This window comes from Mesorhizobium sp. C089B (assembly GCF_030323125.1).
Lineage (GTDB): Bacteria > Pseudomonadota > Alphaproteobacteria > Rhizobiales > Rhizobiaceae > Mesorhizobium.
Genome location: NZ_CP100469.1, coordinates 6,699,520 through 6,722,181, shown reverse-complemented (window position 1 = coordinate 6,722,181; position 22,662 = coordinate 6,699,520). Strand labels below are relative to the sequence as shown.

The 22,662-nt window shown below is 58.6% G+C and carries 21 protein-coding genes and 4 pseudogenes; 12 read left to right on the top strand and 13 right to left on the bottom strand.

Features of this window, described 5'->3' with window-relative positions:
- Positions 1-91: 91 nt before the first annotated feature.
- Genes NLY44_RS32775 through NLY44_RS32760 form a run of 4 tightly spaced genes read right to left on the bottom strand, consistent with a single transcriptional unit; the run spans position 92 to position 3,258 of the window.
- Positions 92-559, bottom strand: coding sequence for an ABC transporter substrate-binding protein (locus NLY44_RS32775; RefSeq protein WP_286456358.1), 468 nt, complete (start codon positions 557-559; stop codon positions 92-94).
- Positions 556-1,194, bottom strand: a complete 639-nt coding sequence (locus NLY44_RS32770; RefSeq protein WP_286456357.1) for a hypothetical protein — start codon at positions 1,192-1,194, stop codon at positions 556-558. Before NLY44_RS32770 ends, NLY44_RS32775 begins: the two co-directional genes overlap by 4 nt.
- Positions 1,191-2,597, bottom strand: a complete 1,407-nt coding sequence (locus tag NLY44_RS32765) for a sensor histidine kinase (protein ID WP_023706698.1) — start codon at positions 2,595-2,597, stop codon at positions 1,191-1,193. The genes NLY44_RS32770 and NLY44_RS32765 overlap by 4 nt, the downstream gene beginning before the upstream one ends.
- The gene (locus NLY44_RS32760; RefSeq protein WP_023673600.1) at positions 2,584-3,258 is read right to left on the bottom strand and encodes a response regulator transcription factor; all 675 of its coding nucleotides are present in this window, start codon (positions 3,256-3,258) and stop codon (positions 2,584-2,586) included. The genes NLY44_RS32765 and NLY44_RS32760 overlap by 14 nt, the downstream gene beginning before the upstream one ends.
- Before the next feature lie 569 nt (positions 3,259-3,827).
- Here NLY44_RS32760 and NLY44_RS32755 point away from each other — a divergent pair.
- Both NLY44_RS32755 and NLY44_RS32750 read left to right on the top strand, forming a co-directional pair.
- Positions 3,828-4,274 (top strand): hypothetical protein, encoded by a 447-nt coding sequence (locus NLY44_RS32755; RefSeq protein WP_245263833.1) that lies wholly within the window; start codon positions 3,828-3,830, stop codon positions 4,272-4,274.
- Positions 4,271-4,543 (top strand): hypothetical protein, encoded by a 273-nt coding sequence (locus NLY44_RS32750; RefSeq protein WP_023672590.1) that lies wholly within the window; start codon positions 4,271-4,273, stop codon positions 4,541-4,543. Before NLY44_RS32755 ends, NLY44_RS32750 begins: the two co-directional genes overlap by 4 nt.
- A 110-nt stretch (positions 4,544-4,653) precedes the next feature.
- On the opposite strand, the gene NLY44_RS32745 is transcribed toward NLY44_RS32750, so the two are convergent.
- The 3 genes and pseudogenes from NLY44_RS32745 to NLY44_RS33150 form a co-directional block, all read right to left on the bottom strand.
- On the bottom strand, positions 4,654-5,478 hold the full coding sequence (locus tag NLY44_RS32745; RefSeq protein ID WP_245263834.1) for a tetratricopeptide repeat protein: 825 nt from the start codon (positions 5,476-5,478) through the stop codon (positions 4,654-4,656).
- Positions 5,479-5,524: 46 nt separating this feature from the next.
- The gene (locus NLY44_RS32740; RefSeq protein WP_286456356.1) at positions 5,525-6,058 is read right to left on the bottom strand and encodes an IclR family transcriptional regulator; all 534 of its coding nucleotides are present in this window, start codon (positions 6,056-6,058) and stop codon (positions 5,525-5,527) included.
- Between the two features lie 12 nt (positions 6,059-6,070).
- Positions 6,071-6,196 (bottom strand): annotated as a pseudogene (locus NLY44_RS33150) (helix-turn-helix domain-containing protein); the annotation flags it as partial.
- Positions 6,197-6,889: 693 nt separating this feature from the next.
- Between NLY44_RS33150 and NLY44_RS32735 the strand changes: the two are divergent.
- The 4 genes and pseudogenes from NLY44_RS32735 (at position 6,890) to NLY44_RS32720 (ending at position 10,990) form a co-directional block, all read left to right on the top strand.
- Positions 6,890-7,720, top strand: coding sequence for a universal stress protein (locus NLY44_RS32735; RefSeq protein WP_023682867.1), 831 nt, complete (start codon positions 6,890-6,892; stop codon positions 7,718-7,720).
- 702 nt (positions 7,721-8,422) lie between these two features.
- A complete protein-coding gene (locus NLY44_RS32730) occupies positions 8,423-9,547 on the top strand; it encodes a DUF2333 family protein (protein ID WP_023807925.1) in 1,125 nt (374 codons plus the stop codon).
- Between the two features lie 228 nt (positions 9,548-9,775).
- Positions 9,776-10,033: pseudogene (locus tag NLY44_RS32725) on the top strand (CDP-diacylglycerol diphosphatase); the annotation flags it as partial.
- Between the two features lie 108 nt (positions 10,034-10,141).
- Positions 10,142-10,990 carry an undecaprenyl-diphosphate phosphatase gene (locus NLY44_RS32720; protein WP_023706691.1) on the top strand — a complete coding sequence of 283 codons (849 nt, stop codon included), beginning with the start codon at positions 10,142-10,144 and terminating at the stop codon, positions 10,988-10,990.
- 23 nt (positions 10,991-11,013) lie between these two features.
- Here NLY44_RS32720 and tnpC read toward each other — a convergent pair.
- From tnpC to NLY44_RS32700, 4 genes and pseudogenes are all read right to left on the bottom strand, one after another.
- Positions 11,014-11,885 (bottom strand): annotated as a pseudogene (gene tnpC / locus NLY44_RS32715) (IS66 family transposase); the annotation flags it as partial.
- Between the two features lie 135 nt (positions 11,886-12,020).
- Positions 12,021-12,340: pseudogene (gene tnpB / locus NLY44_RS32710) on the bottom strand (IS66 family insertion sequence element accessory protein TnpB).
- A gap of 717 nt (positions 12,341-13,057) precedes the next feature.
- Positions 13,058-14,071 carry an AI-2E family transporter gene (locus tag NLY44_RS32705; RefSeq protein ID WP_286456350.1) on the bottom strand — a complete coding sequence of 338 codons (1,014 nt, stop codon included), beginning with the start codon at positions 14,069-14,071 and terminating at the stop codon, positions 13,058-13,060.
- A gap of 277 nt (positions 14,072-14,348) precedes the next feature.
- Complete coding sequence (locus NLY44_RS32700; RefSeq protein ID WP_023807118.1) at positions 14,349-15,659, bottom strand: hemolysin family protein; 1,311 nt, start codon at positions 15,657-15,659, stop codon at positions 14,349-14,351.
- 488 nt (positions 15,660-16,147) lie between these two features.
- Here NLY44_RS32700 and NLY44_RS32695 point away from each other — a divergent pair, with 488 nt between their 5' ends.
- A complete protein-coding gene (locus NLY44_RS32695) occupies positions 16,148-17,104 on the top strand; it encodes a DUF1402 family protein (protein ID WP_023672572.1) in 957 nt (318 codons plus the stop codon).
- A 212-nt stretch (positions 17,105-17,316) separates the two neighbouring features.
- Here NLY44_RS32695 and NLY44_RS32690 read toward each other — a convergent pair whose 3' ends face one another.
- Positions 17,317-17,841 carry an OmpA family protein gene (locus NLY44_RS32690; protein ID WP_023682876.1) on the bottom strand — a complete coding sequence of 175 codons (525 nt, stop codon included), beginning with the start codon at positions 17,839-17,841 and terminating at the stop codon, positions 17,317-17,319.
- 393 nt (positions 17,842-18,234) lie between these two features.
- Here NLY44_RS32690 and NLY44_RS32685 point away from each other — a divergent pair, with 393 nt between their 5' ends.
- The 5 genes from NLY44_RS32685 (at position 18,235) to NLY44_RS32665 (ending at position 21,525) form a co-directional block, all read left to right on the top strand.
- Positions 18,235-18,750, top strand: a complete 516-nt coding sequence (locus NLY44_RS32685; RefSeq protein WP_023807116.1) for a CorA family divalent cation transporter — start codon at positions 18,235-18,237, stop codon at positions 18,748-18,750.
- Between the two features lie 22 nt (positions 18,751-18,772).
- Positions 18,773-19,300, top strand: a complete 528-nt coding sequence (locus NLY44_RS32680; RefSeq protein WP_023672568.1) for a DedA family protein — start codon at positions 18,773-18,775, stop codon at positions 19,298-19,300.
- A gap of 260 nt (positions 19,301-19,560) precedes the next feature.
- On the top strand, positions 19,561-19,962 hold the full coding sequence (locus NLY44_RS32675; RefSeq protein ID WP_286456346.1) for a hypothetical protein: 402 nt from the start codon (positions 19,561-19,563) through the stop codon (positions 19,960-19,962).
- Positions 19,963-20,497: 535 nt separating this feature from the next.
- Positions 20,498-20,674, top strand: coding sequence for a hypothetical protein (locus tag NLY44_RS32670; RefSeq protein WP_023706681.1), 177 nt, complete (start codon positions 20,498-20,500; stop codon positions 20,672-20,674).
- 500 nt (positions 20,675-21,174) lie between these two features.
- Positions 21,175-21,525: a hypothetical protein gene (locus tag NLY44_RS32665; protein ID WP_156941093.1), complete on the top strand. Its 351-nt coding sequence runs from the start codon at positions 21,175-21,177 to the stop codon at positions 21,523-21,525.
- A gap of 184 nt (positions 21,526-21,709) precedes the next feature.
- Here NLY44_RS32665 and NLY44_RS32660 read toward each other — a convergent pair whose 3' ends face one another.
- A complete protein-coding gene (locus tag NLY44_RS32660) occupies positions 21,710-22,018 on the bottom strand; it encodes a hypothetical protein (protein ID WP_023807113.1) in 309 nt (102 codons plus the stop codon).
- Positions 22,019-22,662: the final 644 nt, after the last annotated feature.

Below are 22,662 nucleotides of genomic sequence, written 5' to 3'. Positions count from 1 at the left end.
TGGGTCGTGCTCAGTTTCTCGACGACAGCCGGATCGGCCACATCGACATATCGCTGAGATTGTTGAAATTTTGGAGCGGCATCCTGCGGGGTCACGGTCGCTGGCCCTGGGCACCGATCATCGACTTGCTCCAATCTTCGATGAAGCGGCGGCGCAGCGCCTCGTCCTGTACGGCAAGTAACGCAGGGCCGATGCGAATGGCGCGCGCGATACCAGACTCGCCAAGTGTTTCCGGGCCGTCCGCTCCGTCAGGCAATTGCCCATTCTCGGCGAAGAAAAAGGAACTTTCCCTCGCGACTTTCTGTCCCCGGGCTGACAGAAGGTAGTCGAGAAATCGTTTGGCAAGGGCCATACTCGGTGCCGTCTTCGGAATGAGCGCGCCACGACTGAGTATCAGCGCATAGTCCCGCGGGACAACGACCCTTAAGTCGGAATTGTCCCTGGCCGCCGCATAGGCGTATGACCCGATCATATTGTAGCCAATATACAGGGTCCCGTTTGCAACGTCCTGAAGGGTCTCCGCGGTGCAACAACGAACCACGGTTTCCGCTCGGCTCATGCTTTCCAGAAGCCGACCGTAGACCGCGGTCGTCTGCCGCGCATCACTGAACGCCAATAGGTAGCCGATGCCCGAAAGCCGGATGTCGAACGTTCCGACCCGCCCACGATAAAATCGATCCGCCGCCTAAGAAGATCGGCGAGTTCGATGTGGGTGCGCGGTACGTCGCCGGACGGCACGAGGCGGGCGTTGTAGACGAAGACGGCCGGTTCGTAGGTAAAGCCGAATACTTCGTCGCGCCAGTTTGCCCAGTCGGCGACATGCGCGGTTTCCGCCGACACGTGCGGCGCCGCGCAGCCGTCGTTGGCGAGCTTCACGAGTTGGTCGACCGACGGCGACAACAAGATGTCGCCCAGCACCGCGCCCGTCCGACAGGCTTCGCTGGCACTATTTTGCAAGTCGTTGGTGACATATTCAACATAGTCGACTGCAACGTTGGGGAAAACGGACTGAAAGTCCCGGATCAGGGGTTCCATCGCCACCAGATCGGTCGCGGCGTGGATCGACAGTCGATCCTTCTCCGGCTGTGGCGAAGGGAAAAATGCGCTGCTTCCTTCAGCAGCTCTTGCCGCCTGATCGACGCACAAAAGGATTGCAGCCAGTAAAGTGAATGCCCGCAATGCTCTCGCTATCATCCTGCCTTCTCTCTGGCGATGGGCAACGTCAAGGTGACGGTGAACCCTTGCGTGCGCTTCCCGCCATCCTCGCTTTTCTCGCGAAAGGTCAGCGCGCCACCGTGAGCCGCCGCCACCTCCGACGCGATGGCGAAACCCAGACCTGCGCTGCCGTCGTGAGATTTGGACGTTTCGAAGCGCTGCGTGACTCGCTCCCACTCGCTCGGCGGAATGCCCTGTCCGTCATCCTCGACCTCGACATGGGCAAGCGTACCGTCGCTGCGTACCCTGACCTCAAGGCGCGACATCACTCCGTGGCGCAGGGCATTGTCGATGATATTGACGATCGCTTCACGCAGGCTGACGGCGTCCGCAAGCACGACAGGTTCATCGTCAGGCGCCTCGAAGGAGACGATGATGTCCGGATCGATAGTTATCGGAACCGCCGCACGGAAAGCGCGCCGTGCGACGTCTGCCAGGTGGTGCGGCTGAAGCTGCACGGAATCGGCACGATGGATGACCATGGCGTGGCTGAGCAACTGGTTGGTCAGGCGCGCAAGTTCGCCGGCGCGCTGCTGTACGCGATCGAGATGCTGGCGGCTCGACTTGTCCAGCTTGGCTTGACTCAACAGATCGAGCTGCGCGGTAAGTGCCGTCAGCGGCGTTCTGATCTGGTGCGCCGCGTCGGCGATGAAGCGCTGCAGGAGTTTCACGCGCTCGTCGAGCCGACTCATGAAATAATTGATGGAAGTAACGAAAGGCCGCAATTCTCGCGGGACGACGACTGTCACGGGCATAAGGTCTTGTGGATCACGACGGCGAAGCGTCGCTCCCAGATGCTTGACCGGTTGCAGAGAATAGCGAATGGCCACCATCGCCCCAGCCAATGCCAATATGCTCATGATTACCAGGAGGACGGTCGCTCTGAGCGTCAACTCCCCCGCGAGCGCACTGCGCGCTTCCGTGGTCTGCCCAACGATGACATGCGCCCAACCGGATACGGCGGGATCGGATAGAGCGCGAGCCACCACCGCTATGCGGACCGGTTCGCCGCGATAACGCGCCGATTCCAATACCGGGACATCGTGTATTGCTGCCAGATCAACTTCTGTTTGCAGATCGGCATAACCTGTTAGCGTCGCGCCGGAAGGATCGATCACGCGATAGAAGATGCGGTCGCGGCTGGCGAGGCCCAGGAGCTCAAAAGCCGATACCGGCAAGTTGACGATGAGTGAACCGGATTCAACCGTAAGGCTGTCCGCCATCTGGATCGCCGCACCTAGCAGAAGCCGGTCATAGGCGTCATCGGCGGCGGTTCGCGCGTAGTACCACGCCGCACTCACCAGAAGAGCCGCGCCCAGGCCCAGCACCAGCGAGATGCGGACCGCCAGGCGCGTGAAAAGGGAAGGCTCAGCCGGTATCATCGGAAGCCAGCTGATATCCCATGCCCCGCACGGTGACGATCTGCGCCTTGGCGCCTTCCAGCTTCTTGCGCAGCCGGCCGACATAAAGTTCGATCGCGTTCTGATTGACCGGCTCGTCAAACCCAAAAAGCTGATCGATAAGTTCATCCTTGCTGAAGACGCGACCTGGCCGCGACGCCAGTATCTCAAGCAACGTCATTTCGCGTCGTTTCAATTGCACCTCGCGCCTGCCTACCCGGACCGAGCGGCTGGCGCGGTCGAGCACGACATCGCCGCACTGAACGATGTTGGTCGCCTCGCCGCTTTTCCGCCGCAGCAGAACACGGGCGCGCGCTTCCAATTCGCGGAAATCGAACGGTTTGACCAGATAGTCGTCGGCGCCGATATCGAGCGCGCCAACGCGGTCCTCTATCTCCGAACGGGCCGTCAACATCAGAACTGGGGTCGTCTTTCTTGCCTGCCGGAGCCTTCGAACGATTTCGAACCCGTCGAGGCCGGGCAACATGACATCGAGTATGACGAGATCGTAGCTGGTGAAACCGAGGATTTCTGCGGCAGCACGACCGTCCGTCTCCCAATCGACCGCATGGCCGATCGTTTCGAAGCGGCGGCTGATTGCCTCGCCAACGTCGTGCGTGTCTTCGACGAGGAGAATTCGCATGACGGAGCATTTGCACGGAAGCAGTAGCCTATCAAGCGTCGCGCTCGACAGCACCTGCGGATATCAGCTGTTCAGCTTCCAATCATCCGAACGACTGGCTGCGCCATGCCGTCTGCCTTCATTTTGATCTGCGCATACACTGTCGGCCGACGAGGGCGCATCAGGCGAGACAGGATGCCCGGATTGTCGTGACGACAAAATGCAAGCTACGATGTCGACTGTCGTTCTCGCAAAGACACGGTGAACTTTTCGCCTGCATCTTGTTGTCGTTGGCGTCGTCATTTTCATCTTTTGCCTGGTTGCTTGGCAGCGCCCTCCGTTTATCCTCGCAAACGCGGCAGTCTTGGTGGCGATTGTGCCGTTGGTCATGTGTGACGCGGCGGTTTGTTGACTGCGTTGCGCCCTTCCGGATAGCCTTTGGAACAGCTTGGCCTAGCAAATGGCTGGGTCTCGCCTGAATTGAAGAAAAACTCGCCAATTTGTCCAAGGTGTTAGTGCAGCATTGCCTTACCTTATCGCCGCTTGGAGTGTGATCGGCAATCGTGGTACCGCAACGCCGGGAGGCGACGATGCGTGTCATTTTCCGATGTGATCCGATGTTGATCGAGCATTTGCCACGCCCGATCCTCGCGCGCGGTGCTCTACCGGATTGGCTGCGCGCAATGCCCGCCACTGCCTATTCGGCGATCCACGGCCGCGACATTCGCACGCTCAAGCAGTGCCCGCCCGTTATCGATGCGATGACCTATGGCTTCATGATCCTCCTGCCGTGCGACGTCGTCGTCGACAAAGGGACCTTTTCCTGGGACTGGCAGATTCCAGACCCGGTCACTGAGAACCACCCCCGAGCGCCTTTGAGCTTCCACACGCCGGGGCAGCTCGCCGGCAGCCCGTTTGCCACTCCCGGTCAAGCCGCTATCAAATTCAACAGCTTCTGGACCATACAGATCGAGACGGCTGGTCGCTCTTCGCGAGGCATCCGGTCAATCGCGAGGATCTTCCCTTCAGGCTGGTGACTGGCCTGGTGGATTCCGACCGGTTCAGCGATGGGGGCATCAATTTCCCGGCGATCTGGACGGAGCCCGGATTCTCTGGCGTGCTCAGGAAAGGAACTCCAGTCGCGCAGTGCTTTGCGGTTCCGCGGGCCGCGCCGCAGCTCGAATACGAAGTGTTCGACGAAAAGCGACAGGCATCCTATGCGCAGACGGTCGCCGATGTCCTGTCAACGCCCGGCGTCTACCGCAAGCGGTTTCGCGCCAGGCGGGGACGCTCCGCCAGCGAGTGAGCGACGCAGCGCTTTCTCATCAAGCCACAGCCGGCCCCTTGGCGCCGACGTCAGCGCCATGGCGATGACGCTGAAGGTGGATGAGCTGAGACCATAGGCTAATGAATACGCTACCATGGCCTCGTCGAGGTCGCCGGTTTCCTGCAGGACGACACCCAGATTGACAGCCGCTTCCGGGGCGCCGGGCTCATCTCAAGCACGCGTCGATAGGCCTGTGCAGCGCTGCCGAACTTGCGCATGTCCTGACGTACCAGCCCGAGGTCGAACCAGGCCGACGGATGCCCGCCGCCAGCGACTGCGCGTTCGAGCAGACCTTCCGCCTCGACAGCCGCTCGGCGCTGCCATGCAAGGCGCCCGAGGCGCGCCGCTGCCTCCCCGGATTTCGGATCCCGTTGCAAGACAAGTGTCCAGGACGCGCTCGCCGCAGGGGCATCGCCTGCTTGATCGAAGGTGCGTGCCCGTTCGACGAGCATTTCCGCCTGAGATGACAGTCTTGCCGCGCGGTCCAGGAACTGAAACGCCGCTTCAAACCTGCCTTCGGCCCGGGCAATCCGGCATGCCAGTATCAAGGCGGGCGCATTGTCGGGTCGAGTGGCAAGGCTTGCTTCGATGTGCGCACGAGCCTCCGGCAGATCTGCCTTGGCGAACAATACAGCCGCCAGAAGATGGCAAAGCGCCGGGTCGCCTGGGTGCTGCTTCAGGCCCAATTCGCACACATCGATCGCTTGGCGATGATTGCCGGAATTGAACGCGGCCAAAGCGCGGCGGATCAGATCGTCACTATCGTTTTGATTGGTGCGCATTATGCTTGGACGCTCACTGGCAGTCATGTCCGCAAGGGGCCGATGTCGATTCCAGTCATGTTTGGCGGGACCACTTGCCACAGAGCAGAGAGTAACCGACTTGGAGCCTCGCTTGCCACCAATCCGCCCCAACTGCTACTCCCTTCCCTTAAGCAGACACGTGCTGGTCACGACCATTCTATGAGCGCGCTTGTGCATATTGTTTGCTCGCAAGGGATATCGATAGACGTTCGCCAAAACCCAGCAAAAGCGGTCTGATGCTGACCAACTTTTCCGGCGTAAATCTGGTCAGCGGCCCAGAAACAGCCAGCGCTCCGATCAAGCCCTCGCTGCCTGAAAAAACCGGTACGGCCATCGCAGCTGTTTCGGAATCTCCCTTCCCGAGCGATATAAACGGAATCTTCGCCATAAGAGCTGTTCGCGTCCTAGGCTTAGCGGTACTGAATCGTGCAAGCACTTGGCCAGCTGCGTGACCGTCAAGCGAAAGCACATCACCCTCTCGGATTTGATCACGGATCAAATGACGACAGTCTGCGCGAAATAGGCAAATTCCGTCATTTCCCTCCTTTCGAAAAAACGATGCGCTTTCACCCGCCTGTTCGACAAGGCTCAAAAGGAGAGGCCGAACGAATGCCTCTATCTTAAAACGACGACGGTAGAATGAGGCCAATATCATCGGCGTAGGGCCGACAGCAAAGCGCTTGTCCGCCATGCGAACAATGTAGCCACTGCGGACAAGGGATTCCGTTAACCGAAGGATCGTGCTTTTGTATAGGCCCGTTCTAGAAGATATCTCAGCCAGGCTTAAACCCTCGTCATGCTCTGTGAAGCACCCGAGGATCGAAAGCGCGCGATCGACAGCTTCAACCCTCCCGCTCTTGTGTCAGCTTGCTCCACCGCCTGATGGTTCACGCGTTTGGTTCCTTTGAACGCCAAAGCTCAGTTGCGAATGTCGGGTCCTGATCACGTCCCCACGTGCTCAGCTTTGGAGTACCTCGCTCGCGAAAAGCAAAGTGCCATTTCATCATTCAGCATATTATCCTGTCGGTAACTGAAAATCCTACACGATCGTGGAAAAAGAGGACCTACTGCATCTTTAAATGTCGCGTCCTGTCGGACATGATGTGGGGGACACAATACTGGCGCGTCGGGTGCTCCAAGTTGTGTCGCAGCCTCCCAGCATCCAAGTTGGCCGGTATCCTGATTTAGCAGGATGGTCGCGGAACGTTGTTTCCCCGGCGCGGATCGTGAACCGCTGGGTTGCGGCCACATCATCGGCTACCGCTACTGTTCAAACAATGCTTGCGAGCGGCACTGCGCTCATGGCAACAAGCAGGCCAATCGTCATTTGCCATCTCTGTTCCTGGATGCCTGCCATTATAGCCACAGTCGTTCAGGACGGAATCGGCGCGGCGCAAGATCGCCTTGGATAGGCAGTAACAACCCTCGGTCGTCTGAGTTTTGTAGGCTGAAATGGCTGGCTTGAGTGTGACACGCATTGGGCCAATGGTCGGCGGCGGTCGAAATAACGGGGTGAGGTCTGATGAGCAAAATTGCCTTACTTCCTCTGGCGACGTATCCGGAAGCGAATTCCACCAAAATCGCATCAAACGCAATCGCGGTGGTCAAGCACGTTGGTGCCGCACTTCATGCATTGACGATCAATGTCGATATTCCGGGTATTTCCAATCCGGTTTCGCGATACTTGATCGATCTTCCCGAAATGATCCGGGAGACAGAAGCGACCAGCCGCAAGCATGGGCTCGATTTGCTGGAGGCATTGAAAGCTGAAGCGGCACGCGTCGGATCGCTCCTCACAACCGAGGAGATTGCTGTTCAGCCAGCATCTATCGGCGATGTTGCGGCAACTCAGTCACGCTATTTCGATTTTGCTTTGATTGGGTTGGAGCCAAATAACCAGACTGCGCGCATGACCGTTAATGCGGTCCTGTTTGGTTCGGGTCGCCCAACCATAATTCTGCCGGAAGACGCAAACGTTGGTGCGATCGATCATGTCATCATCGCTTGGGATGGTAGCCGCGTTGCGGCCCGGGCCGTTGCCGATGCGCACGCGTTTCTGCAATGTGCCTCAAAGATAACGGTACTGACAGTGACAGACGAAAAGTCGCTGCGCGATATTGGCGAACGCCTCGCCCTGAGCCTGAGAAAGCGTGGCTTTCCCGCTGAGGGGATCTCAATCGACCTCGAAGATCGCCCCATTGGCGTTACGCTTCAGGCGCGCGCTGTCAGCATGGGCGCCGATCTGCTTGTTATGGGTGCATACGGCCATTCCCGGATGAGAGATTTTGTCGTGGGTGGAGCAACCAAAAGCGTTCTTGGCGATCTGCGCCTGCCTGTCCTTTTGTCGCACTAGAAATCTGCCCGAGAGTTGTCGGCGGCGGGTTGGCTACTACGATTGTGCCAGCGGCGCACTGTATCAGGTTCTAAACTAGCCCAAGACGAAACTGCCGGATTGCTCGTGAGTTGCCGATTGTTTTGCCTTCGATATCGAACTCGACCTGAACCGGGAGCATAGCCGTTCGCGGCACCTACGATTGATTCCTGCCCCTGCCAGAGGCCGACAATGACGGTCCGCCTTTGGTGCCCATCACGTCCGCGCCTGCAACCACTTGAGGCCGAACTCGCACAGAGCCAGAAGTCTGGGGCTGAGCGAACACTAGATGATATTGGCAGTCTCAAACGTCAAGACGGGCATCTCGCAGAGGCACACTGCTTGCATTTGGCGAACGTCTATCGATATCAGAACGAAGTAAACTGGCACGAAGGCGCGCTCATAAAAAGCGCCGAAATTGCCTGTCGTGTGCGAATGGCTAGGCGAGGTATGGTGTGTGCCGATAACCATGCGGTTTGAAAACCGGGACGGATGGTCTATGCAGCGCGTCGTTCTGCAAACCACATATTTGAAGGACAAGGTGGCGTTTCGCACGCGCCTTTACGGCTTGACTGACTAGAACGAAATGAGCCGTCATTTCGTTCTAACCTATTGTTTGGCGCATGATGTTATCCAAAAAGTCTGCAACTTTTTGGCATCATGCTGAAGGGGTGAACGAGAGCCATGCTTGATCCGATCGTGAATTTCTTCACCCGCATCTTCCAGTGGATCGGCCGCGGCATCGGCCTCGCCATCGGCGTGATCCTTTGGCCGTTCCTGTGGGCCGGGCGCTGGTACACACAGCGCGGCTGGATCCTGAAGGCTGTGGTCGGCCTCGCGCTTCTGGTTCTGATCGGCCTCTACGCCAATTTCTTCTACGCCACCCAGTGGTGGAACAAATTCGATCCCAACTACGTCGACAAATACACCTTCGAGAACCGCAACATTTCCGCCGGCGAACAGGTCGCGGCCGGCGCTGGCACCGAAACCGCCAAGACCTGCGGCAATTCAGGTATCGCCCAGGTCGCGGCCGACCTCACCGATTTCAACGTCAACCAGAATGCCTGGATCTCGTCGATGATCCTCTACAAACTCGGCCTGTTCGGCATCGACTGGGACCACACGCCGTTCATGGACAACAAGGCCTCGTTCCAGCGGGGCATCAACCAGGCGGTGCGGCGCACCTCCACCGAGCTTGCCGACAATCTCGGCCGCGTGCGCACCACATCGCAGATCGACACCGACCTACAGGATGCGCGCGGCAATCTGCAGTTCGATGAGGAAACCTGGTATTTCGGCCTCAACCCGTTCGGACCCAAGACGCCGACGCCGAGCTATTATCGCGGCGCGGTTCGCAAATTGCGCTCCTTCAATGCTCGGCTGGCCACCTGCCAGGCGACATTCGATGCCCGCGCCGACAATCTGAAACAGTATATCGACCGCATCTCCTCCGACATCGGCTCAACCTCGGCGATCCTCAAGGAACGCGCCGAGAACCACAACAATGGCTGGTTCGACTTCCGCGCCGATGACCGCTTCTGGTTCTCCTATGGTCAGCTCTATGCCTATTACGGGCTGATGAAGGGCGCCCAGGCCGATTTCGAGGACGTGATCAAGGAAAAGCACCTGCAGAACCTGTGGGACACCATGGATGCGCAGTTCGTCTCGGCGCTGCGCATCCGGCCCTTAATCATCGCCAACGGCCGCGAGGACGGCTGGCTGCTGCCGAATCACCTAACGACAATTGGCTTCTACATGTTGCGCGTGCGCTCAAACATGATCGAGATTAGCAACGTTATTGCGCAGTAACTCGCTGCCACCGACCCAGTTTTGTGAACGGTGAAATTCGCCCAGAACCGAATTTTCAGCACGCCTCCTGGGTGGGTGTCTTGACGAGTAATGGCCTTCATCCGGGAAACTGGTTGTGCTCGCAGGCCTGACCAAGTCCGCACCATCGCTACACGGATCGACCTTGCCTTTGCGGAACAGGAGGCGGTCGTGAGGTCCGGCTAAACTGCCGGGCCGAAGACCGAAGGCCCATGGCAGCTGTTCCCCCTGGCGCTGATGGGAAAACGCTACTGGATCAAGGCGGTCGATCGGCCGGATTTGGCAGCCACCAACGTGGCCGGCATTGTTGCTGCCGGGTTGCCGCAGGCTCGGCGCGCCATGCATCGGGTAAATATCGTCGTTGTTGGGGCCGAACTGGCCCATGCCAGGCCAGGGTTTTACATTCTGGCCAACTGGGAGCACTCCGCCGCCGAGCGCCTTTTAGATCACGACTGCACTTCGCGATGAGCGCCACGAGGTATTTGGAGAGGCCAATGGCCGCACCTGATACCGTCACCCCTTGAAAGCTGGTATCGACGTTATTTTGGGGAACCAAGATTCCGGGATTACGGACCTATGATCACTTATTTCCAGGCGATCGTTTTGGGGCTTTTGCAGGGTTTCGCCGAACTCTTTCCGATTTCGAGCTTGGGACACACCGTTCTGATCCCTGCCCTGCTTGGCTGGCCCGTCGACCGATCGAGCGATGCATTTGTCGCCTTTTTGGTGCTGACGCACCTGGCGACGGCTCTCGTGTTGCTGGGCTTTTTCTGGCGCGATTGGCTAGGCATCATCGGTGGTGTTCTCCGCTCCCTCAAACAACACGAGATCCGCGCCGATGACACCTATGCCAAGCTGGGATGGCTTCTCATCGTCAGCACCATTCCGGCCGGACTCCTTGGGCTTCTGTTCGAAGAGCGACTGAAGCAGCTCTTTGCAGCCGCGACACTCGTCGCGGCTGTGCTCGTACTGAATGGCGCAATGCTCTATGTCGTCGAAGTGTTGCGTTCGCGCGGCGCGACTGAAGGTGCCCACGATGACGGGAAGCTTGCTGCCCTTTCATGGATCCAAGCCGTCATCATCGGCATCACGCAATGTTTCGCATTGATACCGGGATTTTCTCGCACCGGACTGACCATGAGCGGTGGGCTCGCCTGTGGGCTTTCTCACGAGAACGCCGTCCGCTATTCATTCCTGCTGGCCACCCCAATCATCCTGGCGGCTGCCGTGCTCAAGGTCCCCGATCTTTTCACAAATGGCGGCGCAGGATTGGGTCAGGCGGTTGTTGGCGCCTGGTGTGCTGGCGGAACCGCATTTCTTTCAATTCGCTTTCTGCTCAAATACTTTGAAACGGACACGCTCAAGCCATTCGCGTACTATTGCATCGGCGCTGGAGCCGCAGCCTTGCTCTATCTGGCGCTTTAAGCTTTCTTGGGGTCGCTCCGAAACCATGCGAACGCGAACAGCGCAAGATGTTCGCCACGGCGGTCGCGCGAATAGTGGAACAGCGCGGCGGGCGTATCGGCGCCGCCGAAGGGCCGGTCGTCGCGGACATAGACTCACAGCCTGCCGATATCGGTCTTGCCCTTGGCGAGGACCGGCACGTTGTGTCGTCGCCGTGCAATCGGTCGGCGGCGAGAACATGAGCCTCGATCCGGCGATAGAGGGGCATGAGCGCGAAAGTGGCCGCGCCAACTTGGTCGGCGAGCGTCGACAGGCTCAGTGGCACGCCCTCGCGAGCGAAACGTTCAGCCTGGCGGGTTAAGCGTTGATGCTGGCCGTACTTGTCGAACAGCAGCATGGCGAGCAAGCCAGGACCTGCCCAGCCACGCGGCACGACATGGAACGGCGCACGCGGCTGGGTGATCGTCACAGTTCCGGCACGAGAACTTCTCGCGCACCGTCTGGATGACCTTCCACTGACGCGGGATCACCTCCAGTGTCTCGGTCACGTCCTCGCCGAGCTTCGAAAGCCGCGTCCCGCCGCAAGTCGGACACGAACATGGCGCGGGGGATGACGATGCGCTCACGTGTCAGATGCTCGGGAAACGGCTTCTTCACTGGCCGTTTGCGCTCGAAGCTCGAAGGCGGTGACACTGGTCGTCCTGGTCGCCGCCGCTTCGGCGGCAAGGTCAACTTCGCTGGCTGTGGCCTCGAGTTCCTCGAGTTGCAATTCAAGTTGGTCCAGGAGCCGGCGGCTGCGCTCGGCGCTGGGGCCATACTGCTCGCGCCTGAGCTTGGCGATCTGCAGCTTGAGGTGCCCGATCAGAGCTTCCCTGGCCGACGCCTTAGCCCTCGCGGCGGCAAGTTCGGCGCCCATCGAAACAACCAGGGCCTTAAGCGCTTCGACATCGTCCGGCAGGGGCTAAATGGCGGCTTCCATGACCGAAATGAATCAGCACACTGTCTCTCGGTGCAACCGAAAAATGCCGCTTTGGCTGAGGAAATCCGTGTCCTATCCCGCGCTCACCGGACGCCAGCTGTACTGCGGGTTGCGCCAGTCAATCCCGTCGAGCAAACACGCCAGCTGAGCGCTCGTCAGCGACACTGCACCGTCTTTCACCTGGGGCCAAATGAAGCGGCCCTTCTCGAGCCGCTTGGCATAAAGCGACATACCGATCCCGTCATGCCAGATGTCTTTACCAGCGATCCGGCGCGTCCGCGGAAAACGTAGAGATCACCACCGTGGGGATCGCGCTTCAGGTGCTGCTGCACCAGCAAAGCCAGGCCCTGCATGCCCTTCCTCATATCGGTGTGACCCATCGACAGCCACACCCGCGCGCCCGGCGGGATCACCGCAGTGCCTTTACCACTGCCGTAACCAGCGTGGGCGTCGCTCCCGCGAAGATGCTCACCCGGCCGCCCTTTACCACCTCCACGACAATAGCCGGCCGGTGCTCCAGTGGATGGCCGACGTCGTCATCGACAACCACCGCCTCTGTAAGGCACGGGTCCGGGACGTGCTCGCACAGCTTGCGCGCCACGTGTAGATCAGCGGCGTCGAAACGTCATGCCGCTGCGCCACCTGCGTCACACAGGTCTCGGCGAAAACGCCTCCTCCAAAATCTGGCGCCGTTCCGCCTCGTTCCACCGCCGCCGACGTTCGGGGCCTGTGAGCAACGTGATCTGACCCATCAACTGCTCCTAAGTGCGCTCATAAGAGCACGCTTAAGACCACTCGTTCATCACCCGAACAAGGCGCGACACGCCGGATGGATACTCAAAATGCACCCCACCGGTCAAAAGCGGAAACAAGCCGATCGACGACGACAACACCCTATGCCGCCAACGTCACAACATCGAGAACATGTTCGCCAAGCTGAAGGACTAGCGGCGCATCGCGCCCAATTTGACCGCTACGCACACACCGTCTTCTCGGCAATCTGCATCGCAGCCGCCGTCGCCTTCCGTCTTAATCAATGAGCCTGATGCTAGCTGGCCTGTTAACCATCGACGTGACCCGATTTCGTTCGATCGGGCATTGCTCCAATCCTAGATTAGCCCGCGCATCGTGAGTTCAGCCTTCAAATAGGCATAATAGATCGGCGCGGCGACAAGACCCGGCATACCGAACCAGGCCTCCATGAAAACCATCGCCAGAAGAAGCTCCCAGGCACGCGCGTTGATCCGCGTTCCAATAATCTTGGCGTTCACGAAGTATTCGAGCTTGTGAATGACGATGAGAAAGGTAAGCGAGCCGAGCGCTGCAAGGAAGGAGATGCTGAGGCTGACAACGACGATCACGGTGTTGGAGATCAGATTGCCGATGACCGGCAGAAGGCCGGCGACGAAAGTCAGCGCTATCATCGTCCTGATGAATGGCAGATCGATTCCGAAGGACGGCAAAACAGCGACGAGATAGATCGCCGTTAGAAATGTATTCAACGCCGAAATCCGAATTTGCGAGAACACGATGTTGCGAAAAGCCTTGCTCAGAATTTTGACACGATCCGCCAGCGCGATCGCCAGTGGGCCGGGCTCGCCCGATGGCGCCGCCGAGTTCACCGCGATCAAGCCGCCGATCACCATGCCGACGATAATGTGGACCACCAGGACGCCGACATCTCGCCCGACGAGTTGAAGCTGGCCGGCATGTTCGCGGAGCCACCGGGCCGCGAAGACTTCCAGTTCCTCGATATTCGACGGAAAATAGGCCATCGCCCAGGTCGGGAGATGGACACGCGCGGTATCGATGATCTCGGCCATCTTCTTGAGGAGCGTCACGACGTTCTCCGAACCGCCAGTCAATTGCGACACGCCGCTAAAGATAGCGGCGGCTATCAGGAGCGTGAAAATCAATGCCACCAAGGTCAACGCAAGGCTTTCGTCAGGCTGTTGGAGACGCCGATTCGATGGAGCATCGGTGCGGCGAAATGAACGAGGTTGAACACGAGAAGGCCCGAAAGCAGTGCCGGAAGTAGGCCGAGCTCGAGAACGGCGACCAGCGCTATAATTGCGAGCAGGCACGACGCGACATAGAACCGTGAGAAAGGCAGCACTTTTCACCTGCTGAAGCAGCCAAGTCCTCTCCGGGTTTCCATTAGCTTTGATACCCGGTGATGCGCAAGCGAACACGCACCCAATACGTGTGTGAGGCTAGCCGCCTACATTTCTTGCCGGTTTGCAGCTAGATGGTTGTCGTTCATATTTTGATCCGTGCGGCACGGTCCATGGTCGAATTGGCATGTGCGCCTTCGAACCGCTCGTCTTCTGCCGACAAGGCGTGAATCAATCGTCGCGAACGGCAGCAAGAGACATGCGGCCATCCTGCGCGATCATTGATTTAATGCCGAGCGAGCCGGCGTCCGCTGGGTAATTTGCTGGCCATGACCTTGTCGATGCGTCTGCCGTCAAGATCGACGACTTCAAACCGCCAGCCGTCCGCTTCGACCGTTTCGCCTGTCGCCGGCAAATGGTGCATGTGCGACAGGATGAAACCGGCAACTGTTTCATAATCGCGATTTTCTGGGAGCTCGATGGCAAGGTGATCACACATCTCGTCAACGGGCATATACCCGGCAAGCAGCCATGACCCATCCTCGCGCTGCACGGCGGCCGTTTCTTCCTCGGCTTCCAGATCGGCACGGAACACGCCTGTGATCGCCTCAAGGATGTCGGCCGGCGTCACAATGCCCTCGAAATGACCGTACTCGTCGTGGACCAGGGCCACAGGCACCTGTGCTCCTTTCAGTGTTGTCAGCACATCAAGCGCGTCCGCCTGGTCGTGCACGATCGGCGCATTCTGCAGGTGACGCCTGAGATCGACCTTCTGCCCATTGAGCATGCCCGCCAGTACCTTGCGGATCTGCACGACGCCGATCATTGCATCGACCGTACCTTCGGCAATCGGCAGCAGAGAATGCTCCGTCTCGATGATCGCCTTGCGCACTCTCGTTTCTTCCCAGGTAATGTCGATCCAGTCCACATCGGTGCGTGGTGTCATAACGGCGCGCACCGCCCGGTCTCCCAGACGCATGACGCCCGCGATCATCCGGCGTTCGTCTGCCTCGATGGTCCCGTGATGCTCGGCTTCGGCAACCAACATTTTGATCTCCTCATCGGTGACTTTTTCCTGGGACTCGCCTTTCTGACCTAAGAGCCACAGCAAACCACGACCGGAGAAATCCAGTAAGAACACCAGCGGTGCGCCAATTTTCGCAACGATGGTCATCGCCGGAGCTACACGCATTGCTATGCCCTCCGGATTGCGAAGTGCAATCTGCTTGGGAACAAGTTCTCCCACGATCAGAGAGGCATAGGTGATGACTGCCACTACGATACCGACACCCAAGGCGTCTGCAATGTTGCCGGGCACGCCGCTAGCGGCCAAGACAAATGACAGGCGCTCGCCCAGCGTAGCGCCTGAGAAGGCCCCGGAAAGCACGCCCACCAATGTAATCCCTATTTGGACAGACGATAGGAATTTTCCGGGATCGGCACCAAGCGCCAGCGCACGATTGGCACCCTTCAGGCCTCGTTCGGCCATACCTTTGAGCCTAGCCGGTCGCGCCGAGACAACGGCTAGTTCCGACATTGCAAGCAGGCCGTTGATGCAGATCAGGACGACGACGGTCGCGAGTTCAATGTAAAGCATAGCGAACGTTTAGCATCTGGGAAGCGGGAACGAAAAGGTGCATTCGACCACTATGTTGCAGCGATCCGTAGCAAGGACCGACGGCAGATACACCAATGCGACTGCTTGAGCGGAAGGTCGGACAAGCTCGTACTACTGAACTTGGTGCGCTAAGCCTGGACGGACGGGACCGATCATAACGTTTAGGGTGAAAAGCAACCTTCCAAGGGCGGTACGCTCGATCAACGCGAGACTCGTGTTCGAAGATTCGCAAGGCAACAGGTTGGCCGAGATGCCGGTCCCGCGAACGATTTGCTGGCGTCAGCACCAGCATAGTGACCGATACGTCACACCCAGGGCGCGATCATGCCCGGCGATCGCGGTCATGCGTTGACAACCGGCGTGCCACGCTGATCGAGCTTGATTGGTTCATACGGGAACGGGCGGCGAGCGTGGGTGTATCCCCTGCTCATCGGGGGGCGACACATGAAAATACTAGGCACGCGCTCATGGCGCTGACCGCCCTTGTCCTGGTGTTTGCCAACGGATTGGGCCTCGAAGCCCTCGCGAAGGGCCTCACCGTCGTTCCTCCCGGAAACCGGTTCGAGCAGCAGCCGCCGATTCCCGCAGCGTCAGCGAATAGGACGCGCGCCTTCAAGACAACTTACGACGCCAAGTACCACAAGATTCTGGCGTTGCTGAGTAACGATAAAAAGCTCGTGCAACAGATCAAGGATACGGCCGCTGCCTATGGTATCGATCCGATCCACGTTGTCGGCGCGCTTGTCGGCGAACATACCTACAACGTCAGCAGCGTTGATGCGGCGCAAACCTACTACGTCAAGGCCCTGGCATACGCCAACGCGGATTTCGAATTCCGCTACAAAGGCATTTCGCTGCAGTCGTTTGTCAATCGCCCGGAATTTTCCGGCTGCACCCCTGCCAAAGGGAGTTCGGCACTGTGGAGCTGCCGAACCGACGTCTGGAACACACAGTTCCTCGGAAAAACTGTCGGCAATGTCGCCTATGAGAACGTGACCTTTCAAAGGGCGTTCTTTCAACCGTTCTTCGCCGGCCAGACGTTCGGGCTTGGCCAGATCAGCCCTCTGGCGGCGCTGGAAGTGACCGACCTGGTCAATCGGGTGAGCGGCTTTGAAAAGCTCTCACCCGATCGGCCGCAGGCAATCTACCGCGACATCATGGATCCGAAGCGCAGCGTGATCTACACGACCGCCATCCTGCGGGAGGCGATCGACGCGTATGCCGAGGAGGGGTTCGATATTTCCGGGAATCCGGGCATTACAGCAACGCTCTACAATGTCGGCCAGCCGCAACGTCGCGCAGCCGAACTTCGCGAAGCTGCGGCAAAGGGATCCGGACGAAAGCTGCCGGTGGAGAATTACTACGGCTGGTTCGTAAACACCAAACTCGATGAATTGCGAGCCCTTCTTGACGGTCAAGGGTGAGCAATCAACGCTGGCCGCCGCGCGGTTAAGCGCGTTGGCAGACCATCACCCGCAGGTCAGGCGCCGCGCAGACGGAGCAGAGCCCGACATTGGTGGCGAAATTCGGAAGGCGGCATTTTCTAGAGTTGGCCTAAGTGCCATTCGAGCACCATTGAACTCAGAACGTCCCGCGAGAATGTCAACGCGACGAACCCCCCGGCAGTCCAATATGACTATGGCAAGTTTATCCGCATCTCGACCCGCCGGTTGACCGGGTCGTAGGGATCGGCGACTCTCGGATGGCTTTTGCCCTCGCCAATTGCCCTGATGCGTGACGGTTCGATTCCGTTCGATAGGAGGAATGCCGTCACTGATTGCGCCCGTCGTTCCGAAAGTCCTTGATTGTAGATAGCCGAGCCCGAGGCGTCGGTGTGGCCTTCGACGATGAAGTTATGCGCCCTTAGACGGTTGTCTTTCAGCGCCTTGGCAAATTCGCCGAGTTTTGTTCGCGCCTCCGGCTGCAACTCAGCAGAATCGAGGCTGAAATTGATCAACATGTCGAGGCCGGTTGGCACTGACGCGTCCGCTTTGCTCTTGCATTCGTCTTCAGTGCCGATGCATATTCCACGCGACGGGCCCAGATCAGTCGCATTGCCGAAAAACTTGACGATGTCTTCTGACGTTTGGACAGGGTCGGCAAACGAATTTGAAGACGCCAGCACAGTCGCCAGCACCAAGAAAGAAGTGCCTATCCGCATAGCGGCCTCCAGCATGGAAATCGACGTCACGATTGGATAATTCCCAAAATAAATCCGGAGCGCGTGCCGGGTCAACCACACTATGGTTGCGACAAGCCGAGATAAGTTACTCATTCAGCTGTTTCAGGGTGACAATCAGGGTCTTTGTGACTGCTGCCACTCCGCTGCCGGCGCGGTCAAGGATGCGAGAGACCAGCCGGCGCCACGTTTTCCTAGTGCTGCTGGGCTTTCACAGCTCGCGACCGCTTCCGTCGGAGGACGCCAGCCTCGAATTCGAGATCAGGCGCCAAGGCAGCGAGACGCTGGAGCCGCTGCAGGTCTCGACGGTGCCGCGCGCCTCGCCGGGCGACGAAGTCGACGGACCTGCGCACCCTTTCTGCCGCCGCCTTCCATGTGCCGGACAGCCAGGGCCGTAAGGCGATCCGCTCAAACAAGGTTATTCGCGCCCAGTTGCGCCATGTCGGCCGGCTGGGTGACTATCTCTCGGAAAAGCGCGATGCCTTGCTTGCCCTGGGGCGCGCCATCGATTTCGCGTCCGCGATGGCCGGGGACTGGGGCGACGAGAAGGTAGCGTCGCGAATGAACGGCCTGAAGCAAGACGTGGCTTCGCTGGACGATTATGAGGTCCATCTCTCCGATAAGGTGCAGTTCCTGCTCGATGCCATGGTCGGGCTGATCGGCATCTCCCAGAACGACATCTTCAAAATCCTCACCATCGTCTCGATCGTTGGCATTCCGCCGACCCTAATCGCGGGCATCTACGGCATGAACTTCAAGACCATGCCCGAATACGACTGGGCCTTCGGCTACCCCTATGGACTGGCCATGATCGCTTTCAGCGCTATCATTCCGTTGGTTGGTTCAAGTGGCGGGGTTGGTTCTAAATATCGGGATTTGTCGCCTTGGTAGGGGTGAAGCAGGAAACCAACGTATGAGGCTCGACGAGATCACGCAAGCGACCATCGCTTTTATGCGGGCGCATGAGGCATGGGGCATTCCGCTCGTGACCATGCTGGCCTTCGGCGAATCGCTGGCCTTCATCTCGCTCTTACTTCCCGCGACCGTGATCCTCGTTGGCATCGGTTTTCTGATCGGCGAAAGTGGGATCGCGTTCTGGCCGTTGTGGCTCGCCGCTATCGTCGGCGCGGCACTTGGCGATTGGCTGTCTTTCTGGGTTGGCACGCGGCTGGGAGACCGGGTTTCGCACTATTGGCCGCTGAAGCGTTACCCAGATCTGCTTCCGCGTGGCCATAGATTCTTCGAACGCTGGGGTGGGCTTGGGGTGTTTATCGGCCGCTTCTCCGGTCCGTTGCGGGCATCCGTTCCGCTGGTTGCAGGTATCTGCGAAATGCGCGTCCTGACATTCCAGATCGCCAACGTCTCCTCGGCGATCCTCTGGGCGACAGGGATACTCGCGCCCGGTGCGTTCGGCCTCAAATGGCTGCAGGCTTGGATGTAGGCGACTCACGCCGGGCGAGCAGCTTGTCGATCCGCCTTCCAAGCAGTTACCCTTGAAGGCGCGGTAAGCCGCTCGCCCCGATCAGTGCACAGTGTCGGCCTTAGCGATTGCCCCTGGCCACCCGCCGGAGGGCCGGGTGGCACCCACATGGCCGAACCTCGACAAACCGTCGCTAGAAAATGGCGATTTCGCCGAACTTTTCGACCCATAAGCCCGACCAGAGACGTGTATGCTGCATGCTTGGTCCTTGAGGATTGCTAATGGACAAGCCAGCCAAAGCGCTACTGTTCTCATATTTGGTCAAGCCGCACTTTCGGTTAAAATCGCCGGATCGCCTTCTCTCTGAAGCGGAGTTTGATCTTGCCCGGATAACTGTGGAGGATTTTCGGTTCGTGACCAGGGAGATGACCACAAATGTGGCGGAACTGCCCGCTGAAATCCGCGGTCGCAGTACCATTCTGCGGCGTTTGCTATCGGAGAGAGACTTGTTCAACGCGGGACGCCTCTTGATCCCGAGTTCGGGCCTGAGAGTTCTCGCGCGGATGCTGGATTTCGACCCTATTCACCCCGCCGTGCTTTTGACGTGCGGTAACTACCGTTGGGCCGGGGATCGGCTCCCGAATATCGCTGCTGTGTTCTCGCTAAAGGGCAACCTCCTTTGACTGGGACCCCTTGGCGATTTCGGGACGACGCCGACGTCTCCCTCTCGGAACATCTGAAAGGTCTCGCGATCGCGGTACATGGAACACCGGTGCGGCGGAGGGAGGTCATTAAATACGTCGCGGATAAGAAGGCCGCGCATGTTTCGGATCATCGGAAACACTTGAGCGAAAAAGCAATCGACAGAGCGTGGCCTCACATGTCGATCACAATTGAAAACCAAGGAAAGGAAAAATTCAACTTAACATGGTATATCTTGAGCTTCTTGCCGTTATTCAGGCGTTGAAATCGAGCGAGAGCATCACCCACTGCATCACTAGAATGGATAAGTGGCTGAGATCAGCCGAGATTGTCTATCCGGAAGGAGCCCGACACGAGAATGTCAACCTGCCCATTGAACCGCTTTAGCGACGGAAAATCGGCGCTGCGCCCAACAGGCATCGCCGGAACAATCTTCATTGCCGCCCAAGTCGGTAACGTCGCGCGACATGGCCAACCGCGGCCGGCCAACGTGTTTGGGGATGCAGCGGCGCGGACATGGAGAGGCTGCTAGTCTCGTTCCCCACGCCTCTGGACCAAGCCTTGGAGATGCCGACCTTTGAGGCGAAGGCGAAGCCGACAGCCGCGCGCATAACCGGCGTGGGGTTCTTCGACCGCATCCATGGCGCCACCGGCACCTCATCGCTGAACGGCTTGAACTGCACCAGATCCTGAAGATCGAGTGGCTGTAGCGACGAAGACTCTGGCGCGGGATGCCAAGGCGCCGCGGGGGCAGACGTTGCCCAGGCTTAGAGCGGCGACGCTTGGCTAACATGCCGGCGTCCAAGTCTCGCAGCTCGGAAGTTTCACCCTGACGGCTCTCCCAAAGAGTCTCGAAGGGGCGATGAAGCGGGGCCAGTTCATCCCCGGGACGAAATCCGACATACGTCGATCAAGCCTGCCCCAGAGCAAATACATGCGCCCCGACGTCCTTCACAAGTGCCAGCAATTCGGGCTGAGGCGTGACCCAGAAAGTTCGAAAAGCTTCCAGGAACCCCAGCCATCCCTGTTCGTCGGTGTTCAAGCACTTAGAAATTACGAATTCTAAGTGTTACACCCAAGCGGATAATCGACATTCGGCCTGTGGGAATCGTTCTACCCGCGCCGTGTATGGGTTGCGGTTGGCCGACATTTGGGGAAACTTTAAAAGCATCAAAGTTAAGAGGAAAAGACGAATGCGCGCTGTTGCGGTTGTGCCGTTCCTGGCCGTAGTGGCTTCCTTGGTGGGCTGCACAACAGACCAGGGGAATGCCGGTCAACGGTCAGAAAACAAGCGCCAATGTGCCGGGTTTGGTTTTCAGGAAGGCACCGATGCCTTTGCCAACTGCATGATGCAGCTTTCCCTGAAGCAGAAAGATCAACAGCCGCCCGACCACGATGCGCAGTTGCGCCAATACAAGTCCCTTAGCATGCGCCGCCAGGGTGATGATCGTTATCCGGTATGTAGCGCCGCCGACATGGGAAATGAACTCGACACCTCGATGAACAAATGGGTCGGCCCGAACTGCCAGATTGCGCCAGACTAGCAGACTTAACCTGCAACTTGATGAGCGGGCGCAATTCGGCTGGACGAAATTTCGAAAGCTCCAGGAGCCCCAGCCAATTTACATGAAATAGAATTTACCGAGGCCGTGGATGGCTGCCGTCATGAGTATCTAAATCCCACGCGACCCCGACTCCGTCGACAGAGCCGGGGCCGTGCGGAGAGGATCAGTAATCGTTGTCGTCCTGGATGACGACGGGATGGTGCCGATGATGTCGATAATAGCGATGATGGCTACGCTCGATCGAGCCGGTCACGATAACAGTATCCCGGCGATGATGTCTGCGGCCGTGGTCGTAGAAGGCAACCGTGCCGTGTCTGCGGTGATGAAGGCGTTGACCCTGGTCATTGATGATTCTGACGTTCCTGTGATGATGACGATGGTGGGTCGTGATGACCACGTCAGCTTCGGCTGCCGGAGCTATCGTCGGCATGGCAAGGAACAGCGCCAAGGCGCTCACGATCATTGTTTTCATTGTAATATCTCCACCTGCTAATTATCCCTTCGCGGGGATAACCGCGTCCCATCCCTTTGGTTCCGAGTAGCGTCGTCGGTCCACGGGCGCGATCAGTGACGGCTGCTCCCGTGCAACACGGCGTATCGAAAGAAGAAGTTGTGACAGCAGCTCCTGTTGGCAACTTCTGGTAAAGGCGCTCTTTCAAGCCGACCACCAGGGTTACGCCACTCGACAAAGGAGCGCTGCACAGGACCCTTCTATGTCGTCGCGTTCGATCTACTGATCTGTGACGGGAAACACCCGTCTTGCGAGGAAGACCGTCGGCACAATTTGTGAGATTTACGAGACCAATCAGGCCATCTTAGATCGCCTAAGTCGGGCCGTCTCAGATCCCGTAAGAAAGTGCAAGGTAAACCACCGGCGCCAAGATCAGCAGAACCGCGATTCCGATAACCACTGCGATTGCCAGGCGCTCTGTTCGCCTGACAAGCTCAGCGACCTTGTCGTCGTCAGCCGATGGTATGAGGTCAAGAACGGAAGAAACCTCCGCAGGACTGTCGTTGTCGTTTGCGGGTCGGGTTGCGCCGTCACGCACAGATCTCTGGACAAAGGTCACTGTTAGCCTCGCTATTGAAACGCACGCCGTTGGCGGTGTCACGACA

Coding starts and splice junctions, on each gene's coding strand:
- NLY44_RS32660 (WP_023807113.1), bottom strand. CDS start 22,018: ATGAAAACAATGATCGTGAGCGCCTTGGCGCTGTTCCTTGCCATGCCG.
- NLY44_RS32695 (WP_023672572.1), top strand. CDS start 16,148: ATGGCGCTGACCGCCCTTGTCCTGGTGTTTGCCAACGGATTGGGCCTC.
- NLY44_RS32730 (WP_023807925.1), top strand. CDS start 8,423: ATGCTTGATCCGATCGTGAATTTCTTCACCCGCATCTTCCAGTGGATC.
- NLY44_RS32675 (WP_286456346.1), top strand. CDS start 19,561: ATGGACAAGCCAGCCAAAGCGCTACTGTTCTCATATTTGGTCAAGCCG.
- NLY44_RS32700 (WP_023807118.1), bottom strand. CDS start 15,659: ATGCTTTACATTGAACTCGCGACCGTCGTCGTCCTGATCTGCATCAAC.
- NLY44_RS32690 (WP_023682876.1), bottom strand. CDS start 17,841: ATGCGGATAGGCACTTCTTTCTTGGTGCTGGCGACTGTGCTGGCGTCT.
- NLY44_RS32735 (WP_023682867.1), top strand. CDS start 6,890: ATGAGCAAAATTGCCTTACTTCCTCTGGCGACGTATCCGGAAGCGAAT.
- NLY44_RS32720 (WP_023706691.1), top strand. CDS start 10,142: ATGATCACTTATTTCCAGGCGATCGTTTTGGGGCTTTTGCAGGGTTTC.
- NLY44_RS32680 (WP_023672568.1), top strand. CDS start 18,773: ATGAGGCTCGACGAGATCACGCAAGCGACCATCGCTTTTATGCGGGCG.
- NLY44_RS32775 (WP_286456358.1), bottom strand. CDS start 559: ATGAGCCGAGCGGAAACCGTGGTTCGTTGTTGCACCGCGGAGACCCTT.
- NLY44_RS32755 (WP_245263833.1), top strand. CDS start 3,828: ATGCGTGTCATTTTCCGATGTGATCCGATGTTGATCGAGCATTTGCCA.
- NLY44_RS32670 (WP_023706681.1), top strand. CDS start 20,498: ATGGAGAGGCTGCTAGTCTCGTTCCCCACGCCTCTGGACCAAGCCTTG.
- NLY44_RS32740 (WP_286456356.1), bottom strand. CDS start 6,058: ATGGCGGACAAGCGCTTTGCTGTCGGCCCTACGCCGATGATATTGGCC.
- NLY44_RS32765 (WP_023706698.1), bottom strand. CDS start 2,597: ATGATACCGGCTGAGCCTTCCCTTTTCACGCGCCTGGCGGTCCGCATC.
- NLY44_RS32665 (WP_156941093.1), top strand. CDS start 21,175: ATGCGCGCTGTTGCGGTTGTGCCGTTCCTGGCCGTAGTGGCTTCCTTG.
- NLY44_RS32770 (WP_286456357.1), bottom strand. CDS start 1,194: ATGATAGCGAGAGCATTGCGGGCATTCACTTTACTGGCTGCAATCCTT.
- NLY44_RS32760 (WP_023673600.1), bottom strand. CDS start 3,258: ATGCGAATTCTCCTCGTCGAAGACACGCACGACGTTGGCGAGGCAATC.